This window comes from Dyella sp. Tek66A03, from assembly GCF_052567735.1.
The window spans coordinates 3,359,781-3,379,679 of the sequence record NZ_CP199584.1 but is presented as its reverse complement, the minus strand read 5'-3'; the positions used below and the strand labels follow the sequence as shown (position 1 = coordinate 3,379,679).

Here is a 19,899-nt window from a genome sequence, read left to right as displayed (position 1 = left end):
GTCTGAACCTCAGTTCACCAACGACGTCTCGCATTGCGTGCGATGCGCTTAACGATTTTGCTACACTCCGCCGCGCTCACGATCCCGTGAATTTTTTTTGATCGAGGCGTGAAGCAAAGGGATGACACAAATCCCTGGATGGTGAAGTTTGTTTTAGACGCGCGATTTCCGTCTGGGGTGGAATGGACGCGAATACCAATAACTAGGAGACACCAGATGATGAATCGTAAGGGCTTGTACTTCATGATTGCCCTGGCCCTGGGCGGCGTAGGTGCCGTTCACGCACAAGACAACACTGCCGGTGCTACCACCACGACCACGCCGAGCTACGATGGTCGCTGGTATATCGCTCCGACCGTGGGCGGCTACTACAACGATACCGATCGCAACACCAACAGCCGCCAGTTCTATTATGGCCTGGGCGTTGGTCGCTTCATTGCTCCGAACGTCTCGATCGATCTGTTCGTCGATCGCACGAAGCGCACCGTCGACGGCAACGCGGCGCTGCAGAATCGCTGGGCAAACAACAACTACGGCGTGACCGCTCGCTACTACTTCGGCGAATGGACCGCATGGCGCCCGTACCTGCTCGCAGGCGTGATGGGCAGCCAGCATCAGAACGCGGTCGACAACGGCTGGGCACCGGCTGCTGAGCTGGGTGCAGGCATCTCGAAGACCGTCACCGACAGCACCGACCTGCGCGTCGAAGCCGGTTACCGTTATGACTGGGACGACAAGACCCAGCCGAACAAGAACGGCTACGGCGACGTGTTCCTCGGCGTCAGCATCGTGTCGCGCTTCGGTGAGCCGGCCGCCGCTCCGGTCGCAGCTCCCGCACCGGCACCGGCTGCTCCGGATTGCTCCAAGCAGTTCCGCAACGGCGTGAACCTGTGCGACAACAAGTGCCCGGATCTGCCGGAAGGCACGATCGTCGGTCCTGACGGTTGCCCGCAAAAGGTCGTCATCGACCTGCGCGGCGTGAACTTCAAGTTCGACCGTCCGAAGAAGGGCGAGGCGGACATCCGCAAGGCGCTGGCCGAGCCGACCGCTGACTCGCTCGCGATCCTGGATCAGGCTGTCGACACCCTGCAGCGTTACCCGCAGGTGCACGTGACCGTTGCCGGCCACACCGACAACGTCGGCACCGCCGAGTACAACCAGGCGTTGTCCGAGCGTCGCGCGAAGATCGTGTTCGACTACCTGACCATGCACGGCATCGCTGCCGACCGCCTGGAAGGTCCGATCGGTTTCGGCAAGAACAACCCGATCGACACCAACGACACGGATACCGGCCGCGCCCGTAACCGTCGTACGGAGCTGCAGGTCAAGCAGTAATCGACCTGTAAAGCCGTACCGAAAAGCCCGGCTTATGCCGGGCTTTTCTTTTTTGTCGACATAGTGCGTTGGATGAGTCGCGCACTCGGGTCGACGCGCTTTTGATCTCATGGGCGCACTTCGCGTCCCAATCGCCTACCATGTCGTCGACGGCCTTCGCCGAGATCACATCGTTCGACGACTCATGCGCACATCCCGACCCAGCACACCAACGCGTACTGCGGCAGCGCCGCGATTTGGATTGGCGCGAGTGCTCAGCAAGCTGGGTGTGTGCTCGCGCAGCCAGGCCGAAAAGGCCGTGCGCGAGGGCAGGGTAAGTGTGGACGGCAAGGTGGTACTCGATCCTGAGCGTCCAACCGATGCGGAGCGCCAACAGATCCGACTCGACAACGAGCCCGTAGTGGCGACGACTCGCCTCTATCTGGCGCTCAACAAGCCGCGTGGCATTGTGGTCAGCGCTGCTGACGAGCGTGGTCGCGACACCGTCTACGACTTGCTGAAAGAAGCCGGCTTACCCTGGTTGGGTCCGGTAGGACGGCTGGATAAAGCCAGCGAAGGCTTGCTGCTCTTGAGCAACGACAGCGTCTGGGCCGCACAGCTCACCGAGCCCAGGCATCACGTGGACAAGACCTATCACGTGCAGATCGACAGCATTCCTGATCAGGCTCTACTGGATCGGCTGTCTACCGGCGTGGTCGAACAGGGTGAGCGCTTGACGGCCAAGCGTGCCGTATTACTACGCAGCGGCGAAAAGAACGCGTGGCTGGAGATCGTGCTCGATGAGGGTCGCAACCGGCACATCCGCCGGTTGCTGGCCGCGCATGACATCAGCGTGCTGCGGTTGATTCGCGTGGCGATTGGGCCGCTGGTGCTGGGTGAGCTGGCGAAAGGCCAGTGGCGGCATCTGGAGCCGGCAGAGATCCAAGCGCTGTCCACGACGGCGCCTCGACCAGCTTCCTCTCCCCTCCGGGGAGAGAATTGAGGTGAGGGGCGGGTGCTCGCGGGAAGGTTCAATAGGAGCCTGCTTCGCTCAGGCTCTATCGCAAGATTGACCCCTCACCCCAACCCTCTCCCCGGAGGGGAGAGGGAGCAAGAACTCAGATCACGCCGAGCTTTTTGCCGACCTTGGTGAACGCCGCAATCGCCTGATCAAGTTGTTCGCGCGTATGCGCGGCGCTCATCTGGGTGCGGATGCGCGCCTGGCCCTGCGGCACCACGGGGTAGAAGAAGCCAGTGACGTAGATGCCTTCGTCGAGCAATTCGGTGGCCATCGCCTGGGCCTTCTTGGCGTCATAGATCATCACCGGCACGATCGGATGCACGCCCGGCTTGATATCGAAGCCCGCCTTAGTCATCTGCTCGCGGAAGTAGCGCGTGTTTTCCTTGACCCGGTCACGCAAGTCGCCAGCGGCGGCAAGCATCTCGAACACCTTGATGCCAGCGGCCACCACGTGCGGCGGCAACGAGTTGGAGAACAGGTACGGGCGCGAGCGCTGGCGCAGCATCTCGATGATCTCGCGAGGGCCGGTCGTGAAACCGCCCAGGGCACCGCCGAGGGCCTTGCCCAGCGTGCCGGTGATGATGTCGATCTTGTTCAGTACGCCGTTCACTTCGGCCGAGCCGCGACCCGTGTCGCCGAGGAAGCCGGTGCAATGGCATTCGTCGATATGCACGAGCGCGCCGTACTTCTGCGCGAGTGCGGTGATCTGGTCGAGCGGGGCAATGAAGCCGTCCATCGAAAACGCGCCATCGGTGGTGATCAGCTTGGTGCGCGCGCCGGCCGCGTCGGCGGCCTGCAGCTGCTTCTCCAGATCCGCCATGTCGCAGTTGCCGTAGCGAAAGCGCTTGGCCTTGCACAGGCGGATGCCGTCGATGATGGAAGCATGATTGAGGGCGTCGGAGATGATCGCGTCCTCCTCGCCCAGCAGCGGCTCGAACAAACCGCCGTTGGCGTCGAAGCAGGCGGCGTAGAGGATGGTGTCCTCGGTTCCGAAGAACTGGGCGATGTTCTTTTCCAGCTGCTTGTGCAGATCCTGGGTGCCGCAGATGAAGCGTACCGACGCCATGCCGAAGCCGTGGCTATCGAGCGCATCCTTCGCGGCCTGGATCACCTCGGGGTGGTCGGCCAGTCCGAGGTAGTTGTTGGCGCAGAAATTGAGTACTTCCTGGCCGCTGTCCAGGCGGATCTTGGCCGACTGCGGCGAGGTGATGATGCGCTCGGCCTTGAACAGGCCTTGCTCACGGATCGATTCGAGTTCGCTGGCGAAGCGCGACTGGCCGGGGTAGCTCATGGGGAATTCCAGCAGGGGCAAAGGGACATTTTGAGCCCTTGGGGCCGCGCTGGGAAGGAAGTGGTGCGGGGCAACCGTTGCCGGCGCCCCGCGACAGGCCGATCAACTTTGATGCAGGCCAAACTCCGCCCTGGTCGTCTTGCCCTTGTCGTCGATGCCGTCGGGCGTGAGCTTGGGGTCCTTCAGGGCAACGCGTTTGTCGTCCAGCTTCCCCTTCAGCCACGCCTGTATGGCAGCGGCGCGCCGATCGGCCAGGTCATGCATGGCCTTGGCATCCACCGCGACATTGGTTTCCATCAGGCTGCGCATTTCGTCCGGCTCGAGCGACTTCTTCAGGCCGATGACGTTTTTCGGCTTGCCCTTGAAGTCGTCGTCCTTGTAGGCGCGCTTGAGGTAGCGCTCGTATTCATCAGGCGTCACGTTGACCGCCGCCAAGGCCGCGGCCGAGGTGTCGGCATTCTTGCCGGTTTGATCCAGGGCCTTCTGTTGGCGAACCATGTTGTCCACGGTGACCTTGCGCAGGCCGTCCTCGTCTTTGGACGGATCGACCCGTCCGGTGATGTCCAGATTGAGCGCGGGCTTCTGGATGAGCATGGCGACGATCTTGCCGAGCCGCTCCTGTGCCTGGGCGTCCAGCACCGCCGAGCCAGGCTCGAACTCAACAAAGCCCAGGTCCTCGTGGTTGCCGCCACTGAAGGCCGCTCCCAGCAAGCGGAACGGAGCGGTGGCGGCCTTGGCGATCAGGTTGCCAATGGCACGCCAGATCAGGCCACCCATGCTGAACTGCGGATCATCCAGCGAACCGGACACCGGCACGTTCACGTCGATATTGCCCTGGGTATCCTTCAGCAGCGCCACCGCCAGCTTCACCGGCAGATGGGCAATGCCGGGGCTTTCGTCGCGATCGCCAAACGTGAGCTGGGTGATGAAGATGTGGTTGTCCGCGTTGAGCTTGCGCTGGTCAAGCATGTAGTGGACATCCATGGTGAGCTTGCCCTGGGTGATGGGGTAGCCCGTATAGCGGGTGGAATAGGCGGTGAGGCGGGTCAGCTCCACGTCGTTGGCTTTGCCCTTGATGTCGAGGAAGGCCACCGGCTGCAGCGGGTTGATGGTGCCGTCGATATCCACGGGCGAGTTGTCGTCGAGCGCGGCCTGTACCGATAGATCGGCCGGCGGGCCGCCTGCGGCACTGCCGATGGTGCCGATCTTGCCGGTCAACTTGGTGAGGTTGGCGGTGTAGTTGGGCTTGATGAAGTTGTCGGTGTAGTTGAGCTGGCCGTTCACCAGCGTGATGCCGCCAATAAGTATGTCCGCCGCGGGGCCGCCGGGCGCGGTGGCGGGCGCCGCCGTGGCGATCGCCGCCTGCGGTTTGGCGGCGGTAGGCGCGGCAGGTGCACTGGGCGCGTTGCCTTCGGTACGGGTCACCGACACCGGCGCAGCCTCGGGCTGCGCCACCACCTCAGACAGGTTCAGCTTGCCGCTCGCATTGACGATCACGCGGGCATAGAACGAGCTGAGCACCAGGCTGCCTATATGCATGCGCGGCGCGCCGCTACCGTACGTCAGCTCGACATTGGCCGCGCTGAGCGTCCGCCAGCGCAGGAAGTCGTCACCGGTGAGCTTGTCCTGTATGCGCACCTGCTCCAAGGCCGCGTTGCCGCGGTAGGTGAATTTGGGTGCCGCGCCGCGGCCGTCGTAATGCAGCTTGCCGTCGCTGCTGATGCGGGCCGTGGAGATGGTGACGTTCAGCGGTACGCTGATGTACGACTCGAACGGGGCGATATCCAGCTGCTTGGTGGTCAGCTGGAGGTCGGCCATCGTGGGTAGCGGCTGCAGCTTGCCGGTGGCGACAAAACTGCCCTTGCCGATGGCGCCATTGAGCTTGAGATCGCGCGGCTCGTTGAACTTGTCGCTGAGATGTTCGAGGCCGCCCGTCAGCGACTGGATGTTGATCGTTACCGGCTTGTCGCCAGCCGCCAAGTCGGTGAGCGCGACCGACGCGTTGTCGAAGCCGAGATGGGCGATGCTCCAGTGCCACGGCGGTCCATTGTCCGGGGCGGTCTGGCGTGCTGCGTTCTTGACCGCGAACAAGTCGACGATGCTGATGTGCTGGTTTTTGCTGCGCTGTACATCCAGGCTCAGGTTGCTCGCGGTCACCGTGCCAAGCTGGATCTGGCGGCTGGCCAGATCGATCAGCGTGAGCTCGGCTTCGAGCTTGCCCCAGGCAACCGGTGCGCCGTGACCGCTGAATTGCGGCTCAAGGGCAAAGTCGGTGACGGTGGCATGTGCGTCGGCAAGGCGCACATTCGTGGTCTTGCCCCAGTCGAGCTGCAGTGGGCCCGTGGCATCGAGTTTGCCCTTGGTCATGCGCGCGCCCACGCTCGGAGCGGCAATAGCCTGTAGCGGCACCATCTCAACCTGCTTCAGGCCGAGCGTCGCCACCAGCTTTGACGCAGGCAAGTCGAGCGTGCCCTTGGCACTGATGTCGCCCTCGAAGAGCTTGCCGGCGAGATCGAGCTTTGCAGGCGGCGCGGCGAGCATGCTCAGCCCTTGCAGGCTGCCATGCAGGTCGAGGATGTCGAGCTTGTTCTGCGTCGCGTCGGTGTAGTGGACGGCACCTCCGGCGAGAGCGAGTGACGCGATGCGCAGGTCGGTGGGCGTTGCCTGTTTGCCTGGTTCGGGGGGCGCGGAAGGTGCGGTGAGCGCATCAAGGTTGCTGTGCCCGTCCGCGCTCAGGGTGTAATGGAGCTGGGCCTTATTCAGCTTCATTACACCGAGGTGATAGCGCGATACAAGCGGTTGCACGTCGACCAGTTCGGCGCTGGCGTGTTCGAGCTGCACGATGGCGGCACCGCTGCTGCTGTCGAGGGTGAAGTCATCCAGCTGCAGGTTGCCGGTGAGTTGCAGCTCCGGCGTGGCCTTGGATTGCACGAAGTGCAGGACCAGCGTGCCGCTGAGCAGACCTTTGGGAATGGCGATCGGCAGCGGCGTGGGCGCATAGCCGAGGTAGCGAGGGAGGTCGAGTCGATCGAGCCGGAAGTCGATCGTCGAATCACGACTGTCGGCGAAGGGCTTGGTGCGCCCGTCGATACGTAGCGGGCTGCCGTCCACGCGCATCGCCAGCAGCGGCTGCACGAAGACATCGGTGTCGCTGGGCAGGTTGGCGATGAAGGGGATGCCCAGTTCCAGCTGTTCGACGTGATGATTGGCCTTCATCAGCTGGTCGTCGAACTGGATGTCACCGTTGTGCACGCTGATATTGGACAGCGCAAAGCGCGCCGGTGGTGTCTTCGGGTCCGTAGGCTTGGATGCGAGGCGTTCGATAATGTCGCTGAAGTTGAAGCGCTGGTCCGCCGTGCGCACGATGCGGAAGCGTGGATGCTGCAGGGCGAGTTCGTTCAGTACGGGCGCCATGCGGAACAGCGACGACCAGGACGCCTTGATCACGGCCTGGTCGATGTCCACGAAGGCCGATTTGCCGTCGCGGTCAGCGATATGCAGTTGGTCAAGTTGCAGTCGCAGCGTGTACGGGTTCAGGTGCACGGCGCTCAGGGTGACCGGGCGTTGCAGCGCGACGCTGGCGCGAGATTCGATCTGCGAGCGGATGATCGAGGGTGCCGCAAGAAAGCCGAGCAGTCCGAAGATCACCAGCACGATGGCCAGGATCAGTAGCGTCTTGCGTACTCGGTGGGATCGATAGACGGTGAGGGCGCGCTCGCGCCCCTTGGCCAAATGAGGGTTGCTGAAAAGATCAGCCATGCGGACGACGCTCCCGTATCATCGCGCGCCGACCGTGCACAGCCCTCTAGCCGTACACCTTCACAATCCCGGCGATTCTGTCGGCCGCCTTGTTGCAGTGTACTAGGGCGATCCTGACCGCAGAGCGTCTTCCCCGCCGGTTGGCCGGCGGGGAAGCGCGTTATGTGATGGCTTTGTGGAAACTCAGTTCCAGGAGCAGACGACCTTGCCGCACTTGCCGGCGTCCATCAGGTCGAAACCCTTCTGGAAGTCGTCGATGGCGATCTGGTGCGTGAGCACCTTTTGCAGCGGGAAACCGGTGAGCACCATCTGGGTCATCTTGTACCAGGTCTCGTACATGCGGCGGCCGTAGATGCCTTGCATGGTGAGGCCCTTGAAGATCACCTTGTCCCAGTCGATGCCGGCGCCCTTGGGCAAGATGCCGAGCAGGGCGATCTTGCCGCCGTGATACATGCAGTCGAGCATGTCGTTGAAGGCGCGCGGGTTGCCGCTCATTTCCAGGCCAATATCGAAGCCTTCCATGTGCAGGTCCTTCATCACGTCCTTCAGCGACTGGTTCGACACGTTCACCACGCGGGTGGCGCCCATGTCGGCCGCCAGTTTCAGGCGGTAGTCGTTGACGTCGGTGACGACGACATTGCGCGCGCCCACGTGCTTGGCGATACCGGCGGCAATGATGCCGATCGGGCCGGCGCCGGTGATCAGCACGTCCTCGCCGATCATGTCGAACTCAAGCGCGCAATGCGCAGCGTTGCCGTACGGGTCGAAGAACGCGGCCAGCTCGGACGGAATCTGGTCCGGGATCGGCCACAGGTTCGACGCCGGCATGGTCATGTATTCGGCAAAGGCGCCGTTGCGGTTCACGCCGATGCCGACCGTATTCGGGCAGAGGTGCTGGCGGCCGGCGCGGCAGTTGCGGCAGTGCCCGCACACGATGTGGCCTTCGGCCGAGACGCGGTCGCCGATCTTGTAGCCGGTGACGCCCGGGCCGATCTCCACGATACGGCCGACAAACTCATGGCCGATGGTCAGACCGGGCTTGATGGTGCGCTGCGACCAGTCGTCCCACTTATAGATGTGCAGGTCGGTACCGCAGATCGCGGTCTTCTCCATCTTGATCAGCACCTCGTTGGCGCCGACTTCGGGAACGGGTACTTCTTCCATCCAGATGCCCTGCTCGGGCTTGCGCTTGACCAGGGCTTTCATCATCTGAGGCATGGGGTTTCCGTGGGGATGGCGGGAAAACGCCAATTATAGAAGGCGGGAGGCCGCGCCGCTTTCTTGCACTGCAGCGTTGCTGCGACAGCGAACGGGAATATATTCGCAAGTTCATGCGATCCGCTGGGTATGTGGATGCGTTCGCAGTTGCCGACGATTGGCAAGGAGTTGCGCGCCGCGGGCTTCCTGGGCAACCCGGCGGACCCGGCTGACTTGACCAAGGTGCCACACAGCGCGGCGGTCAAATCCGCCGACAAGTTTGGACAGGAGACGCTTTGTGACCAATCCCTACCTTGACTTGTTCAAAGCCCCGGGTACAAAAGCGTTCGCCCTCGCAGGAATGATCGCTCGAATGCCGATCTCAATGACCGGGATCGGGATCATCACCATGCTGTCCCAGGTCAAGGGAAGTTATGGGCTTGCCGGCTCCGTTGCAGCCACGTTTGCGCTTTCCTGTGCGATTCTTGCGCCGCAGATTTCTCGAATGGTTGACCACTTCGGCCAAGGCAGGGTCTTGCCTGTGGCGGCCGGCCTTAGCGCCTTGGGTATGCTCTCGCTGCTGCTGTGCACTTGGCTCGATGCTCCGGCATGGAGTCTGTTCGTCTTCGCAGGGCTTTCCGGAACCATGCCCAGCATGTCAGCGATGGTGAGGGCGCGATGGACTGAGGTGTACCGCGGTCGACCGCAAGTGCAAACGGCCTACGCACTGGAGAGCGTCCTGGATGAAGTTTGCTTCATCGTCGGACCGCCAATTTCCGTGGGGCTAAGCGTCGCCGTATTTCCCGAGGCTGGTCCGCTGATAGCGTTGCTCATGCTCACTGTGGGTGTCACAGCATTTGTTTTGCAGAAAGCTACCGAGCCACCTGTTCATCTGCAATCGTCATCGAATTCCGGCTCGGCGATCCGGACGGGTGTCGTGAAAATCCTGACTGCCTTGCTCATGGCGATGGGAATCATCGTCGGTACGATAGATGTCGTCAGCGTCGCCTTTGCAAAAGATCAAGGCATTCTTGCGGCTGCAAGTTTGGTGTTGTCGGCGTATGCGCTGGGTTCTTGCGCGGCGGGGATGGCGTTTGGAGCGGCCAAGTTGAAGACACCGCTCCACTGTCTGCTGCTCTACGGTGGCATGGCTACAGCCCTCACCGCGGTCCCATTGCTGTTCGTGTGGAATATCGCGACGCTGGCGTTCGCCGTGTTCTTGGCGGGAATTTTCTTCGCGCCGACCATGATTGTCGCGATGACTCTGGTCGAAGCTTCGGTGCCGAGTTCAAAACTTACGGAAGGCCTTACTTGGTTGATCACGGGACTCGGTGTTGGCGTGGCTTGCGGAGCGGCCTTGTCTGGGTGGGTGATCGATCTGTTGGGTACACGGGCGGGATTCTTTGTCGCGCTAGGAGCGGGCAGTTGCGTACTGGCTGTGTCGCTGTACGGTTACGGCTACCTCGCCAAGCAGAGTCAATCGCCCGAGACGAAATCAGCGAGAGCGTAAGGAATCGTGTCATGGAGTGTCGCCGATGACGTTGTTTATGGCTGTGGCTGAGCAGCTCTATAAATGCGCTGGCTGATGGACAAGGTGTACCCGGCACCGCAGTTGCTGCAGGAACTGGGTGTGCCCGCGCACGAGACCCACTGATCCAGGTTGCGCGAATCGGATCCCACGCGATCGGCAGGTCGCGTGGGATCGCGGTGCGTGGCCGGCAGGCTTCACACGGGTTTCATGGCGCGAAGCATGTAGTACGCCGGCGTTTCGCCACCAGCCTGCGGAGATCACCATGAAGATGCATTCGGACGAATGTTGTGTGCAGGTTGAAGCCAATGGCCAGCGGCGAACGATGCTCAAATCGGCGCTTGGATTCGCTGCCGTCACCGCCGTGGGCGGCCTGCCATGGATGATGCCAGGCTTGGTCGAAGCGGCAGCGCTCACCAAGGAGCAGCGCGACGCGATGACGCCGGACCAGATCATCGCGGCGATGAAGGAAGGCAATGAACGCTTTCGCACCGGCAAAGCGAAGCCACACGACTATCTCGCCCAGAAGCGCGCTACCGCGGAAGGCCAGTTCCCTGCGGCGGTGATACTCAGTTGCATCGATTCGCGTGCACCGGCCGAGATCATTCTCGACATGGGCATCGGCGAAACCTTCAATGGCCGCGTGGCCGGCAATATCGCCAACGACGACCTGCTGGGCAGCATGGAGTTCGCCTGCGCCGTCGCGGGTGCCAAGGTGATCCTGGTGATGGGCCACACGGCTTGCGGCGCGGTCAAGGGCGCCATCGACGGTGCCAAGCTGGGCAACCTCACGGGGCTACTCGACAAAATCAAACCCGCAGTCGATGCCACGTCGTTCAGCGGAGATCGCAGCAGCAAGAACGATGCATTCGTGGACGCCGTGGCCACCACCAATGTTCATCGGACCATCGATGAGATTCGTCGCCACAGTCCGGTGCTGGCCGGGCTTGAGAAGGAAGGCAAGATCAAGATCGTCGGCTCGATGTATCAGCTGGTTGGCGGCAAGGTCGATTTTCTAAGCTGACCTGCTTGTATGGTGATGCGCACCGCGTAGGAGCGTGGCGGTCGGGGAAGTGTGTTGCGCCGGTTACACTGGCGCCATGCCTGCTGCTGTCACTTCCTTTGCACACCGCCCGCCCGCCATTTTCCTGATGGGGCCCACCGCCTCGGGAAAGACCGCGCTCGGCTGTGCGCTAAGCGAGCGTTTTCCGGTGGATTTGATCAGCGTCGACTCGGCCCTGGTCTATCGCGGCATGGATATCGGCACGGCCAAGCCCGACCAGGCCACGCTAGCCCGTTACCCCCATCGACTGATTGATATCCGCGATCCGGCCGAGCCCTATTCGGCGGCGGATTTTCGCGCCGACGCCAGGGCTGCGATGCAGGAGATCACGGCGCAGGGGCGCGTGCCGCTGCTGGTAGGCGGGACAGGGCTGTACTTCCGTGCGCTGCAACACGGTTTGTCGCAACTACCCGAGGCCGACCCCGCGCTACGCGAACAGCTCAGCGCCGAGGCGGCGACGCTCGGCTGGCCGGCCATGCATTTGCGCCTCGCCCAGCTTGATCCGACTGCGGCCGCACGCATTGGTGCGAACGATGCCCAGCGCGTACAGCGCGCGCTCGAGGTCATCGCGCTGACCGGTCGGCCGCTTTCCGAGCAACAACGCGGTGGAAGTGGCGAGCGATTCCCCTGGCGCGTGCTCAAGCTGGCCTTGCTGCCGACCGATCGCGCGCCCTTGCACGAACGGATTGCCCAGCGCTTCGACACCATGCTCGCCGATGGATTTCTCGATGAGGTGCGCGCGCTGCGCGCGCGTGGCGACCTGCATGTCGATTTGCCGGCGATCCGGGCGGTGGGTTATCGACAGGCCTGGGAGCATCTGGACAGCCAGTCGGACGCCGCCGAGTTTCGTGACCGGGGCATCTTCGCGACCCGGCAATTGGCCAAACGGCAGATCACCTGGTTACGCGGCGAGCTCGATGCACGCGCGTTCGAGCCGGAGCGACCCGGCTTGTTGGAGCACGCCGAGCAGGCTTTGCAGCTGTTTCTTGGCAGTCCCGGCTAGGGCGCGATCAGGATTTGGCTGAGGCGCCTTCTAAACGTCTTTTTCACACCTGCCGGAAAGCTGCATTTTCTCTTTCATCAACGATTTAAAAGTGGTTAATATTCCAGGCATTGGGTCGGGGCGCCGCGTGCGTCTTTTCTCCGGCCTGTCCGTTGCGAGGGGAGAACAAAAAATGTCCAAAGGGCAATCATTGCAAGATCCATTTTTGAACGCATTGCGCCGTGAGCGCGTTCCGGTCGCCATCTACCTGGTCAACGGCATCAAGCTGCAGGGCACCATCGAGTCCTTCGATCAGTTCGTGGTGCTGCTGCGCAACCAGGTGAGCCAGATGGTCTACAAGCACGCCATTTCCACCGTGGTGCCGAGCCGCAATGTGCGCATGGGCAACGGCCATGACGGGCACGACGGACACGACGCGCCGGCCGGGACCGCCGAGGCGGAAGGTTGATTCAACCGGCCTGACAACCCATATGGAAGGATGGCGCCAGGCTCCTAGAGCCGGCGTGGCGTTATCCGTTGGTCGTGTATCGACATACACTTCACCATTCCGGCAAGGCTCCGCGGGCCCATGGCTCGCGGGGCGGCCCGCCCATATAGGTCATCCCACCCTCGTGTTTGATCGTCAAAAGAAAGGCGACCGCGCCGTACTCGTTCTCCCGCATTCGCGCGGCGAGGGTGATGCGGGGCGGCGAGCTGAAGAATTCGCCGAGTTGGTGAAGTCGGCCGGTGCCGAGATCCTGGGCAGCATTGCCGCCCGCGTCGAGGACCCCAATCCCCGCTATTACATCGGTACCGGCAAGGCCGACGAGGTCGCCGAGGCGGCGCGCGCGCTCGAGGCGGATGTGGTGCTGGTCGACCACATCCTGTCGCCGGTGCAGGAGCGCAACCTCGAGAAGCTGCTCAATATCCGCGTGGTCGACCGTGCCGGCCTGATCCTGGACATCTTCGCCCAGCGTGCCCGTTCTCACGAAGGCAAGCTCGAAGTGGAACTGGCCCAGCTCAAGCACCTGGCCACTCGCCTGGTCCGTGGCTGGACCCATCTGGACACCCAGCGCGGTGGAGCCATCGGCAACCGCGGCCCCGGCGAAACCCAACTGGAGACCGACCGCCGCCTGCTGGCCGAGCGCGTGAAAATGCTCACCAAGCGGCTGGAGAAAGTGCAGACGCAGCGCGGCCAGCAGCGCCGGGCGCGGTTGCGCAATACGGTGCCGCGCGTAGCCCTGGTGGGCTATACCAATGCCGGCAAGTCGACCTTGTTCAATGTGTTGACCGAAGGCGAAGTGTTCGCCGCCGACCTGCTGTTCGCCACGCTCGACCCGACCGTGCGCAAGCTCGAGGGCTTGTCGTGCGGTCCGGCTGTGCTGGCCGATACGGTAGGCTTTATCCGAGAGCTACCGCACGACCTGGTGGCCGCCTTCCGCGGCACGCTGGCCGAGGCACGTGACGCCGACCTGCTGCTGCACATCAGCGATGCCGCTGACGAGGAGCGCGTGCGCCTGTCGCACGTGGTCGACCGCGTGCTCGACGAAATCGATGCTGGCGAGCTGCCGCAATTGCGGGTGATGAACAAGATCGACCTCGCTGGCGTCGGACCGCGTATCGATCGCGATAGCGAGGGGCGGCCGCAGACGGTCTGGCTATCCGCCGCGACCGGCGAGGGCCTGGATCTGCTGCGCCAGGCCCTGGGCGAACTCCTGGGGGGCGAGCGCGTGCAGTCCGAGCTGCATCTGCCGCTGTCCGCCGGTCGCCTGCATGCCCGCCTCAAGGCGGCGGGGGCGATCGCCGGCGAAATGGTGGACGAAGACGGCTGGCGCCTGGCCATCGACGCGCCGCGTAGCGTGATCGCGCCGCTGAGCGGTGGCAGTGCGGCCGAGGCGGCCTTGCTGCAAGATTTGCTGGGGACCGTCGAGGAAACCCTGTAGGAAGGTACCCCGGGCCTGGGCGGGGGCGCGCAAGAACCGCGCTCCGGCGCAGGATCGGGGGTAAGCAGGGCCGGGGGAGGAATCGCCGCTCGGCTCTGATAGAATGAGCGGCGTTTGTGCGGCCATTCCGTGCCTCGGCGGCACACTTGCCACGACGCGCCTTCGCCACCATGTCTAAACCCATTCAACGTGCTTTCCGGCCAAAGTTGCCGGCCTCCCAGCGGCCTCAAGGAGACTGACCATGGCCTGGAACGAACCCGGTAACGGGCAACGTGATCCCTGGGGCAAGAACCGCCAGTCCGGCAACAAGCCGGGCCTGGAGGACATGCTCAAGCAGCTTCGCAACCGCCTTGGCAACTTCGGTGGTGGTGTCGGCGGCATCTTCACCATCCTGCTGGCGCTGGCGTTGGCGTGGTTGCTGATCGGCAGCTATACCATCGTCGATGCACGCCAGGCTGGCGTGGTGCTGCGTTTTGGCCAGTACTCGCGCACCTTGCCCCCGGGCTTCCATCTCAAGCTTCCGGCGCCGATCGAGACGGTCACCAAGGTGGGCACCACCGAGATCCGTTCGGTATCCGACAAGGTGCGCATGCTGACCAGCGACGAGAACATCATCTCGGTCGACTTCAACGTCCAGTACCAGGTCTCCGATGCACGCAAATACCTGTTCTCGCTGAGCGGCCCGCCGGAAGACACCTTGCGCCAGGCAGCCGAGGCAGCCGTGCGCACCGTGGTCGGCGCCAACGTGATGGACAACATTCTCACCAGCCAGGTCACCGAGCCTAGCGTTGCGCCCGTACCGGCACCGGCCGGTGGTGTCGCCGCGGCGTCCTCCACGGCGGTTGTCCCGGTGGCGCCCGTGGCGACAGCGGTTGCGCAGACCCGCGACACCTTGCAGCAGCAGACGCGCGAAATCCTCCAGGCCACCTTGAACGAATATGACGCCGGCCTGCTGGTCACCGATGTCAGCTTCCAGAACGTGGCGCCGCCGCAGGAAGTGAAGGACGCCTTCGACGACGTCAACGCCGCGCGCGAAGACAAGCAGGGTACCGAGAACAATGCCCGCGCCTACGCCAGCCAGGTCGTGCCGGTGGCTCGCGGCGATGCCGCGCGCATCGCCGCCGAGTCGCAGGGCTACTCGGCCCAGCGCGTGGCCATCGCCACCGGTGAGGCGGCGCGCTTCAACCTGATTCTCAGGGAATACAAGGCCGCGTCGGAGGTGACCCGCAGGCGCTTGTGGCTGGAGACGGTCGAGGACGTGATGTCCAAGAACCCGAAGGTGCTGGACGGTTCCGGCGGTCGCAACATGATCTATCTGCCGCTCGATCGCGTGACCGGCAAGGAAGTGCCTGGTGTGGGCGCGGTGATGCAGTCCGCGGGCAACGATGCCCTGGTCGGCAAGGAGAAGCAGCCATGAAGTTTGTCTCCGGCATCATCGCGATACTGGTCGTGCTGATCGGTTTCAACAGCCTGTTCGTCGTCAAAGAGGGCGAAACGGCCCTGGTGCTGCAGTTCGGTCGCATCGTGCGCACCGGCGACCAGCCCGGCCTGCACTTCAAGCTGCCCTTCGTGCAGCAGGTCATGACGTTCGACAACCGCATCCTCACCTTGGAAGCACCGCCTGAGCGTTACTTCACTTCGGAGAAGAAGAGCGTCAATGTCGACTTCTTCGTGAAGTGGCGCATTGCCGACAACGCGGCCTTCTACCGCGCGACGGCCGGTGACGAGCTGCAGGCGGCCAATCGCCTGACGCCCATCGTCAAGGACGCGCTGCGCTTCGAGTTCAACGGACGCACCCTGCAAGAGTTGGTGGCTGCGGGCCGCAAGGACATTACCGAGCGCGTGCGCAAGCAGACCGACACCGCGGCAGGCAAGAGCCTCGGTATCACCGTGGTCGACGTGCGCATCAAGCGCATCGACCTGCCGGACGAAGTGAGCGAGTCGGTCTACAAGCGCATGCGCGCCGAGCGCACCCAGCTGGCCAACGAGCTGCGTTTCACCGGACAGCAGGCAGCCGAGACGATCAAGGCCGATGCCGACCGCCAGGCCCAGGTCATCAAGGCCGAGGCCGAGCGTGACGCGGCCAAGGTGCGCGGTGAGGGCGATGCCCAGGCGGCGGCGATCTACGCGCAGGCTTACGGCCAGGACCCCGAATTCTTCGCGTTTTATCGAAGCCTGGCGGCGTACCGTAAGTCGTTCGAGGACGGCAAGGGCGTGCTGGTGCTGAAGCCGGATTCGGAGTTCCTGAAGTATTTCAACGACGGCGCATCGTCCAAACACTGAGTGGTAATGGACGATGTCGCGTGAGCTGTTGCTGGCCTTTTGCCTGATGCTGGTGATCGAGGGCCTGGTGCTGTTCGCCGCGCCGCGTGGCTGGCAAGCCACCATGCGCGAGGCGGCAAAGCTAAGCCCGCGCGCGTTGCGCCTGTTCGGTGCAGCGGCCATAGGTGTCGGTCTGGTGGCGCTGCAGCTGATGCATTGAGTTAATGCGGTAGATGGGCCGTTCAATCCATCGCGCCTCATCGGCGCTGGAGTGACGAGCAAGCCTCTTCAGCCGAAACCAATCGCCCCGCCCGGGGCATCCGATTTTCAAATTAGCGAGAGCAACATCATGGGCAAGTCAGTAGTCATCCTTGGTGCTCAGTGGGGCGACGAAGGCAAGGGCAAGATCGTCGACCTGTTGACCGAGCGAGTCGGCGCGGTGGCGCGTTTCCAGGGCGGCCATAACGCCGGCCACACGCTGGTGATCGGCGGCAAGAAGACCGTGCTGCACCTGATCCCCTCGGGCATCCTGCGCGATGACGCGCTGTGCCTGATCGGCAACGGCGTGGTGCTGTCGCCCGCCGCGCTGAAGCAGGAAATCGAAGAGCTGGAAGCGCAGGGCGTGGAAGTGCGTTCGCGCCTGAAGATCAGCCCGGCCACGCCGCTGATCATGCCGTACCACATTGCCGTGGATAAGGCGCGCGAGATAGCCGCCGGCGGCAAGGCCATCGGCACCACCGGTCGCGGCATCGGCCCGGCCTATGAAGACAAGGTGGCCCGTCGCAGCGTGCGCGTCGCGGACCTGATGTACCCGCATGAGCTGCCCGAGAAGCTAAAGGCGGCCGTCGAGTACCACAACTTCATCCTCACCCAGTGGCTGAAGGCCGAGCCGGTTGATTTCCAGACCGTGCTGGACGACGCGCTGGCCTATGGCGAGTTCATCCGCCCGATGGTCGACGACGTCGCCACCATCCTGCACGACGTGCGCAAGGAAGGCGGCAACATCCTGTTCGAGGGTGCGCAGGGCGCGCTGCTCGACATCGACCACGGCACTTATCCGTACGTCACCTCGTCCAACACCACGGTGGGTGGCGCGCTCGCCGGTACCGGCGTGGGCGCAGGCGATATCGACTACGTGCTGGGCATCTGCAAGGCCTACGCCACGCGCGTCGGTGGCGGTCCGTTCCCGACCGAGCTCAACGACGAGATGGGCGAGCGCCTGCGCAAGGTCGGCAACGAGTTCGGTGCCAGCACTGGCCGTCCGCGCCGCTGCGGCTGGATCGACCTGGTCGCGCTGAAGCGCGCCGTGCAGATCAACGGCATCAACGGCCTGGCCATCACCAAGCTCGACGTGCTCGACGGCCTGCCCAGCATCAAGGTATGCATCGCCTATGAATACCGCGGCAAGCGCCGCGAACTGGCCCCGCTCGACGCGGACGGCTGGGACGAGTGCAAGCCGGTATACCTCGAGTTTCCGGGTTGGGAAGAATCCACCGCGGGCATCCGCGACTGGAACAAGCTCCCCGCCGCCGCCCGCGCCTATCTGCGTGCGGTGGAGGAACTGTCCGGCTGCCGTTTGGCCCTGGTTGCTACCGGCGCGGATCGTGACGACACCATCGTGCTGGATGACCCGTTCGCCTGATCGTTACGCATCGATAGCTAAAAAAAGAAGCCCCGCATCGCGGGGCTTCTTGTTTCGCATATTCCTGTCTCTCCTCCCGGGCTGGCGCCTCCACAACCCGTCATCCCAGCGGCTCGAGAGTCGGACTATTGCATTGAAAAGGAGCGGGCAGGCGAGATATCGCCCACCCGCTCCCAACGCTTACCTACCCAAGTCACTCAAGATCCGCTTGGTGTACTGCAGTGGCGTACTCGTGCTGACTGAGTTACACGTCGGTGAGGCGGTGCTCTGGTTACACGGCGTGTCGCGATCGAGTGACCAGAAGTGCACGCCAGCGAGGCCGTTGGCGGCCGCGTAGTTCACCACGGTGTCGGCGTTGGCCACGCTGAAGTTCTCGCTGGACACATCGTTGACGCCGATCATCGGGGTCAGCTCGATCTTGCTGGCCGGGGTGCCGTAGGTGTGTTCCAGGTTCAGTGCCGCCTGGATGGCGGACTGGCCCATGTCGCACACACCGCCCGAGACCACGCAAACGCCGCTGCTCGCTCCACCGAAATCCATCGTCATCAGGTTGATGGTGTAGTTGGTGAGCGTGGAGGCCTTGATCGCCGTCATCACCTCGTTGCCGAGGCTGTTGAGGCCGCCGTAGCTGCCGTCCGATGCGCCGAGCGTAGCCAGGGTGAACGAGAAGCGCAGGTTGGGATACAGGCTCTGCCCGTACACGGCCGCGGCAACCAAGGCGTTGATCTGCGCCTGGGACTGGCCACCTTCGATATCGAAGTCCACACCGACCAACTGTGGCGACATGTAGCGCGACAGGAATTGCGCGAATCCCGCCGTACTGCCGCAGGTGAACGTACCAGCCTGGCCGCCGGTGGAAACGATATAGGGCAGGCCGGCGCTGGAGAGCGCGGAAATATTTGCACTGGCGAAAGTCGCACCCGGCACGCCGCCCCAGTTTTCGCTGCCGCATTCACCGGTGGCGAAGGCGAGGGTGATTCCGCTCAGGTTCGTGACATAACTGGACTTCAGGCTACCCGTGCCGACGACCGGGATCGACGAGCCTGTGGCGGCCGCCGTCTGCATGACGTTGGTGTTCCAGTTGAGGTTGATGGTCACGTCCTTGTACGGACTGAACACAAGGTTCTTTCCGGTACCCGGGGCCGGCGGCGGCGGTGGGGGCGGTGGGGGCGGAGGCGGGTTACCGCCACCACTACCGCTGCCGCAAGCGCCTTGCGATGTCCAGGGCTGACCGGAGCCGGCGCCGCCATTGTTGGTGGCAGGGTCGTTGCCTTGGGTCCACCAGTTGGCCTTGTAGTTGGTGCCATTTTCGCTGGCGGTATTGCCGCCCGTATAAACGGCCGAGGCACTCCAGGCCGCTGCACAGGCCGGAAGGCTCTGTGCCTGCACCGTTTGCACGGGTGCCATCGTCATCAAACTCACAGCCATGACGCCACCGGCAGTAGTGCCGAGGGCATGGATGGCTGTACGTAACCACACGACCGATTGCTTCACACGCATGGGATCTCTCCTGGTGATATTGCATCGCTAGAGCGGAATGGTGTGGACGACTGGCCGTGTCCCACTTAGCCATCTGGGCTGGTCGTCCCGAAGCGTCCCTGCACACGCCACGCTGTGCCGTGGTCGGAGCGATGTCGTCATGAGTCCCCAATGACAACGTTGTCTCCAACCTGGCCGCCAAACTGTGACGGCTGCCGTGAAATTGCAAAGAGGTGACAAGCGCATATAACGAGTTGTTATCTACCGCAATGCAGCACGTTTATGGCGCATTGCGGCGTATGCCGAGAGTACGCAAGCTGGCATTTGGCTTGGATGGATGATGCATTGCAGAAGGACGGTCACTGCTACGCCAATGCTTCGCTGTCCGGAAGTCGACACTCGCTGACAACGTTGTCCG

Annotated in this window: 15 protein-coding genes; 11 read left to right on the top strand and 4 right to left on the bottom strand. The window is 63.3% G+C overall.

Annotation, left to right across the window (positions count from 1 at the left end):
• Nucleotides 1-219 precede the first annotated feature (219 nt).
• Nucleotides 220-1,335 carry an OmpA family protein gene (locus ACT01B_RS14990; RefSeq protein WP_445147497.1) on the top strand — a complete coding sequence of 372 codons (1,116 nt, stop codon included), beginning with the start codon at nucleotides 220-222 and terminating at the stop codon, nucleotides 1,333-1,335.
• A 184-nt stretch (nucleotides 1,336-1,519) separates the two neighbouring features.
• On the top strand, nucleotides 1,520-2,317 hold the full coding sequence (locus ACT01B_RS14985; RefSeq protein WP_445144033.1) for a pseudouridine synthase: 798 nt from the start codon (nucleotides 1,520-1,522) through the stop codon (nucleotides 2,315-2,317).
• 115 nt (nucleotides 2,318-2,432) lie between these two features.
• Here ACT01B_RS14985 and kbl read toward each other — a convergent pair whose 3' ends face one another.
• The 3 genes from kbl to tdh all read right to left on the bottom strand — a co-directional run bounded on the left by kbl (nucleotide 2,433) and on the right by tdh (nucleotide 8,603).
• Nucleotides 2,433-3,626, bottom strand: coding sequence for a glycine C-acetyltransferase (gene kbl / locus ACT01B_RS14980; RefSeq protein WP_445144032.1), 1,194 nt, complete (start codon nucleotides 3,624-3,626; stop codon nucleotides 2,433-2,435).
• A 102-nt stretch (nucleotides 3,627-3,728) separates the two neighbouring features.
• A complete protein-coding gene (locus ACT01B_RS14975) occupies nucleotides 3,729-7,385 on the bottom strand; it encodes a DUF748 domain-containing protein (RefSeq protein WP_445144031.1) in 3,657 nt (1,218 codons plus the stop codon).
• Between the two features lie 183 nt (nucleotides 7,386-7,568).
• Nucleotides 7,569-8,603, bottom strand: coding sequence for an L-threonine 3-dehydrogenase (gene tdh / locus ACT01B_RS14970; protein ID WP_445144030.1), 1,035 nt, complete (start codon nucleotides 8,601-8,603; stop codon nucleotides 7,569-7,571).
• A 277-nt stretch (nucleotides 8,604-8,880) separates the two neighbouring features.
• Between tdh and ACT01B_RS14965 the strand changes: the two genes are divergently transcribed.
• From ACT01B_RS14965 to ACT01B_RS14925, 9 genes are all read left to right on the top strand, one after another.
• Entirely contained in the window at nucleotides 8,881-10,092 is a 1,212-nt protein-coding gene (locus ACT01B_RS14965) for an MFS transporter (RefSeq protein WP_445144029.1), read from the top strand.
• 283 nt (nucleotides 10,093-10,375) lie between these two features.
• Nucleotides 10,376-11,134 (top strand): carbonic anhydrase, encoded by a 759-nt coding sequence (locus ACT01B_RS14960; protein ID WP_445144028.1) that lies wholly within the window; start codon nucleotides 10,376-10,378, stop codon nucleotides 11,132-11,134.
• Between the two features lie 127 nt (nucleotides 11,135-11,261).
• Nucleotides 11,262-12,176: a tRNA (adenosine(37)-N6)-dimethylallyltransferase MiaA gene (miaA, locus tag ACT01B_RS14955; RefSeq protein ID WP_445144027.1), complete on the top strand. Its 915-nt coding sequence runs from the start codon at nucleotides 11,262-11,264 to the stop codon at nucleotides 12,174-12,176.
• Nucleotides 12,177-12,348: 172 nt separating this feature from the next.
• Nucleotides 12,349-12,624 carry an RNA chaperone Hfq gene (gene hfq, locus ACT01B_RS14950; protein ID WP_445144026.1) on the top strand — a complete coding sequence of 92 codons (276 nt, stop codon included), beginning with the start codon at nucleotides 12,349-12,351 and terminating at the stop codon, nucleotides 12,622-12,624.
• 163 nt (nucleotides 12,625-12,787) lie between these two features.
• The gene (gene hflX / locus ACT01B_RS14945; protein WP_445144025.1) at nucleotides 12,788-14,098 is read left to right on the top strand and encodes a ribosome rescue GTPase HflX; all 1,311 of its coding nucleotides are present in this window, start codon (nucleotides 12,788-12,790) and stop codon (nucleotides 14,096-14,098) included.
• Between the two features lie 241 nt (nucleotides 14,099-14,339).
• On the top strand, nucleotides 14,340-15,515 hold the full coding sequence (hflK, locus tag ACT01B_RS14940; RefSeq protein ID WP_445144024.1) for an FtsH protease activity modulator HflK: 1,176 nt from the start codon (nucleotides 14,340-14,342) through the stop codon (nucleotides 15,513-15,515).
• A complete protein-coding gene (gene hflC, locus ACT01B_RS14935; protein ID WP_445144023.1) occupies nucleotides 15,512-16,381 on the top strand; it encodes a protease modulator HflC in 870 nt (289 codons plus the stop codon). Before hflK ends, hflC begins: the two co-directional genes overlap by 4 nt.
• Nucleotides 16,382-16,394: 13 nt before the next feature.
• A complete protein-coding gene (locus tag ACT01B_RS14930; RefSeq protein WP_445144022.1) occupies nucleotides 16,395-16,580 on the top strand; it encodes a DUF2065 domain-containing protein in 186 nt (61 codons plus the stop codon).
• 129 nt (nucleotides 16,581-16,709) lie between these two features.
• A complete protein-coding gene (locus ACT01B_RS14925; RefSeq protein ID WP_445144021.1) occupies nucleotides 16,710-18,002 on the top strand; it encodes an adenylosuccinate synthase in 1,293 nt (430 codons plus the stop codon).
• Between the two features lie 180 nt (nucleotides 18,003-18,182).
• Here the strand turns inward: ACT01B_RS14925 and ACT01B_RS14920 are convergent, their stop codons facing one another.
• Entirely contained in the window at nucleotides 18,183-19,502 is a 1,320-nt protein-coding gene (locus ACT01B_RS14920; protein WP_445144020.1) for a carbohydrate-binding protein, read from the bottom strand.
• Between the last annotated feature and the right edge of the window lie 397 nt (nucleotides 19,503-19,899).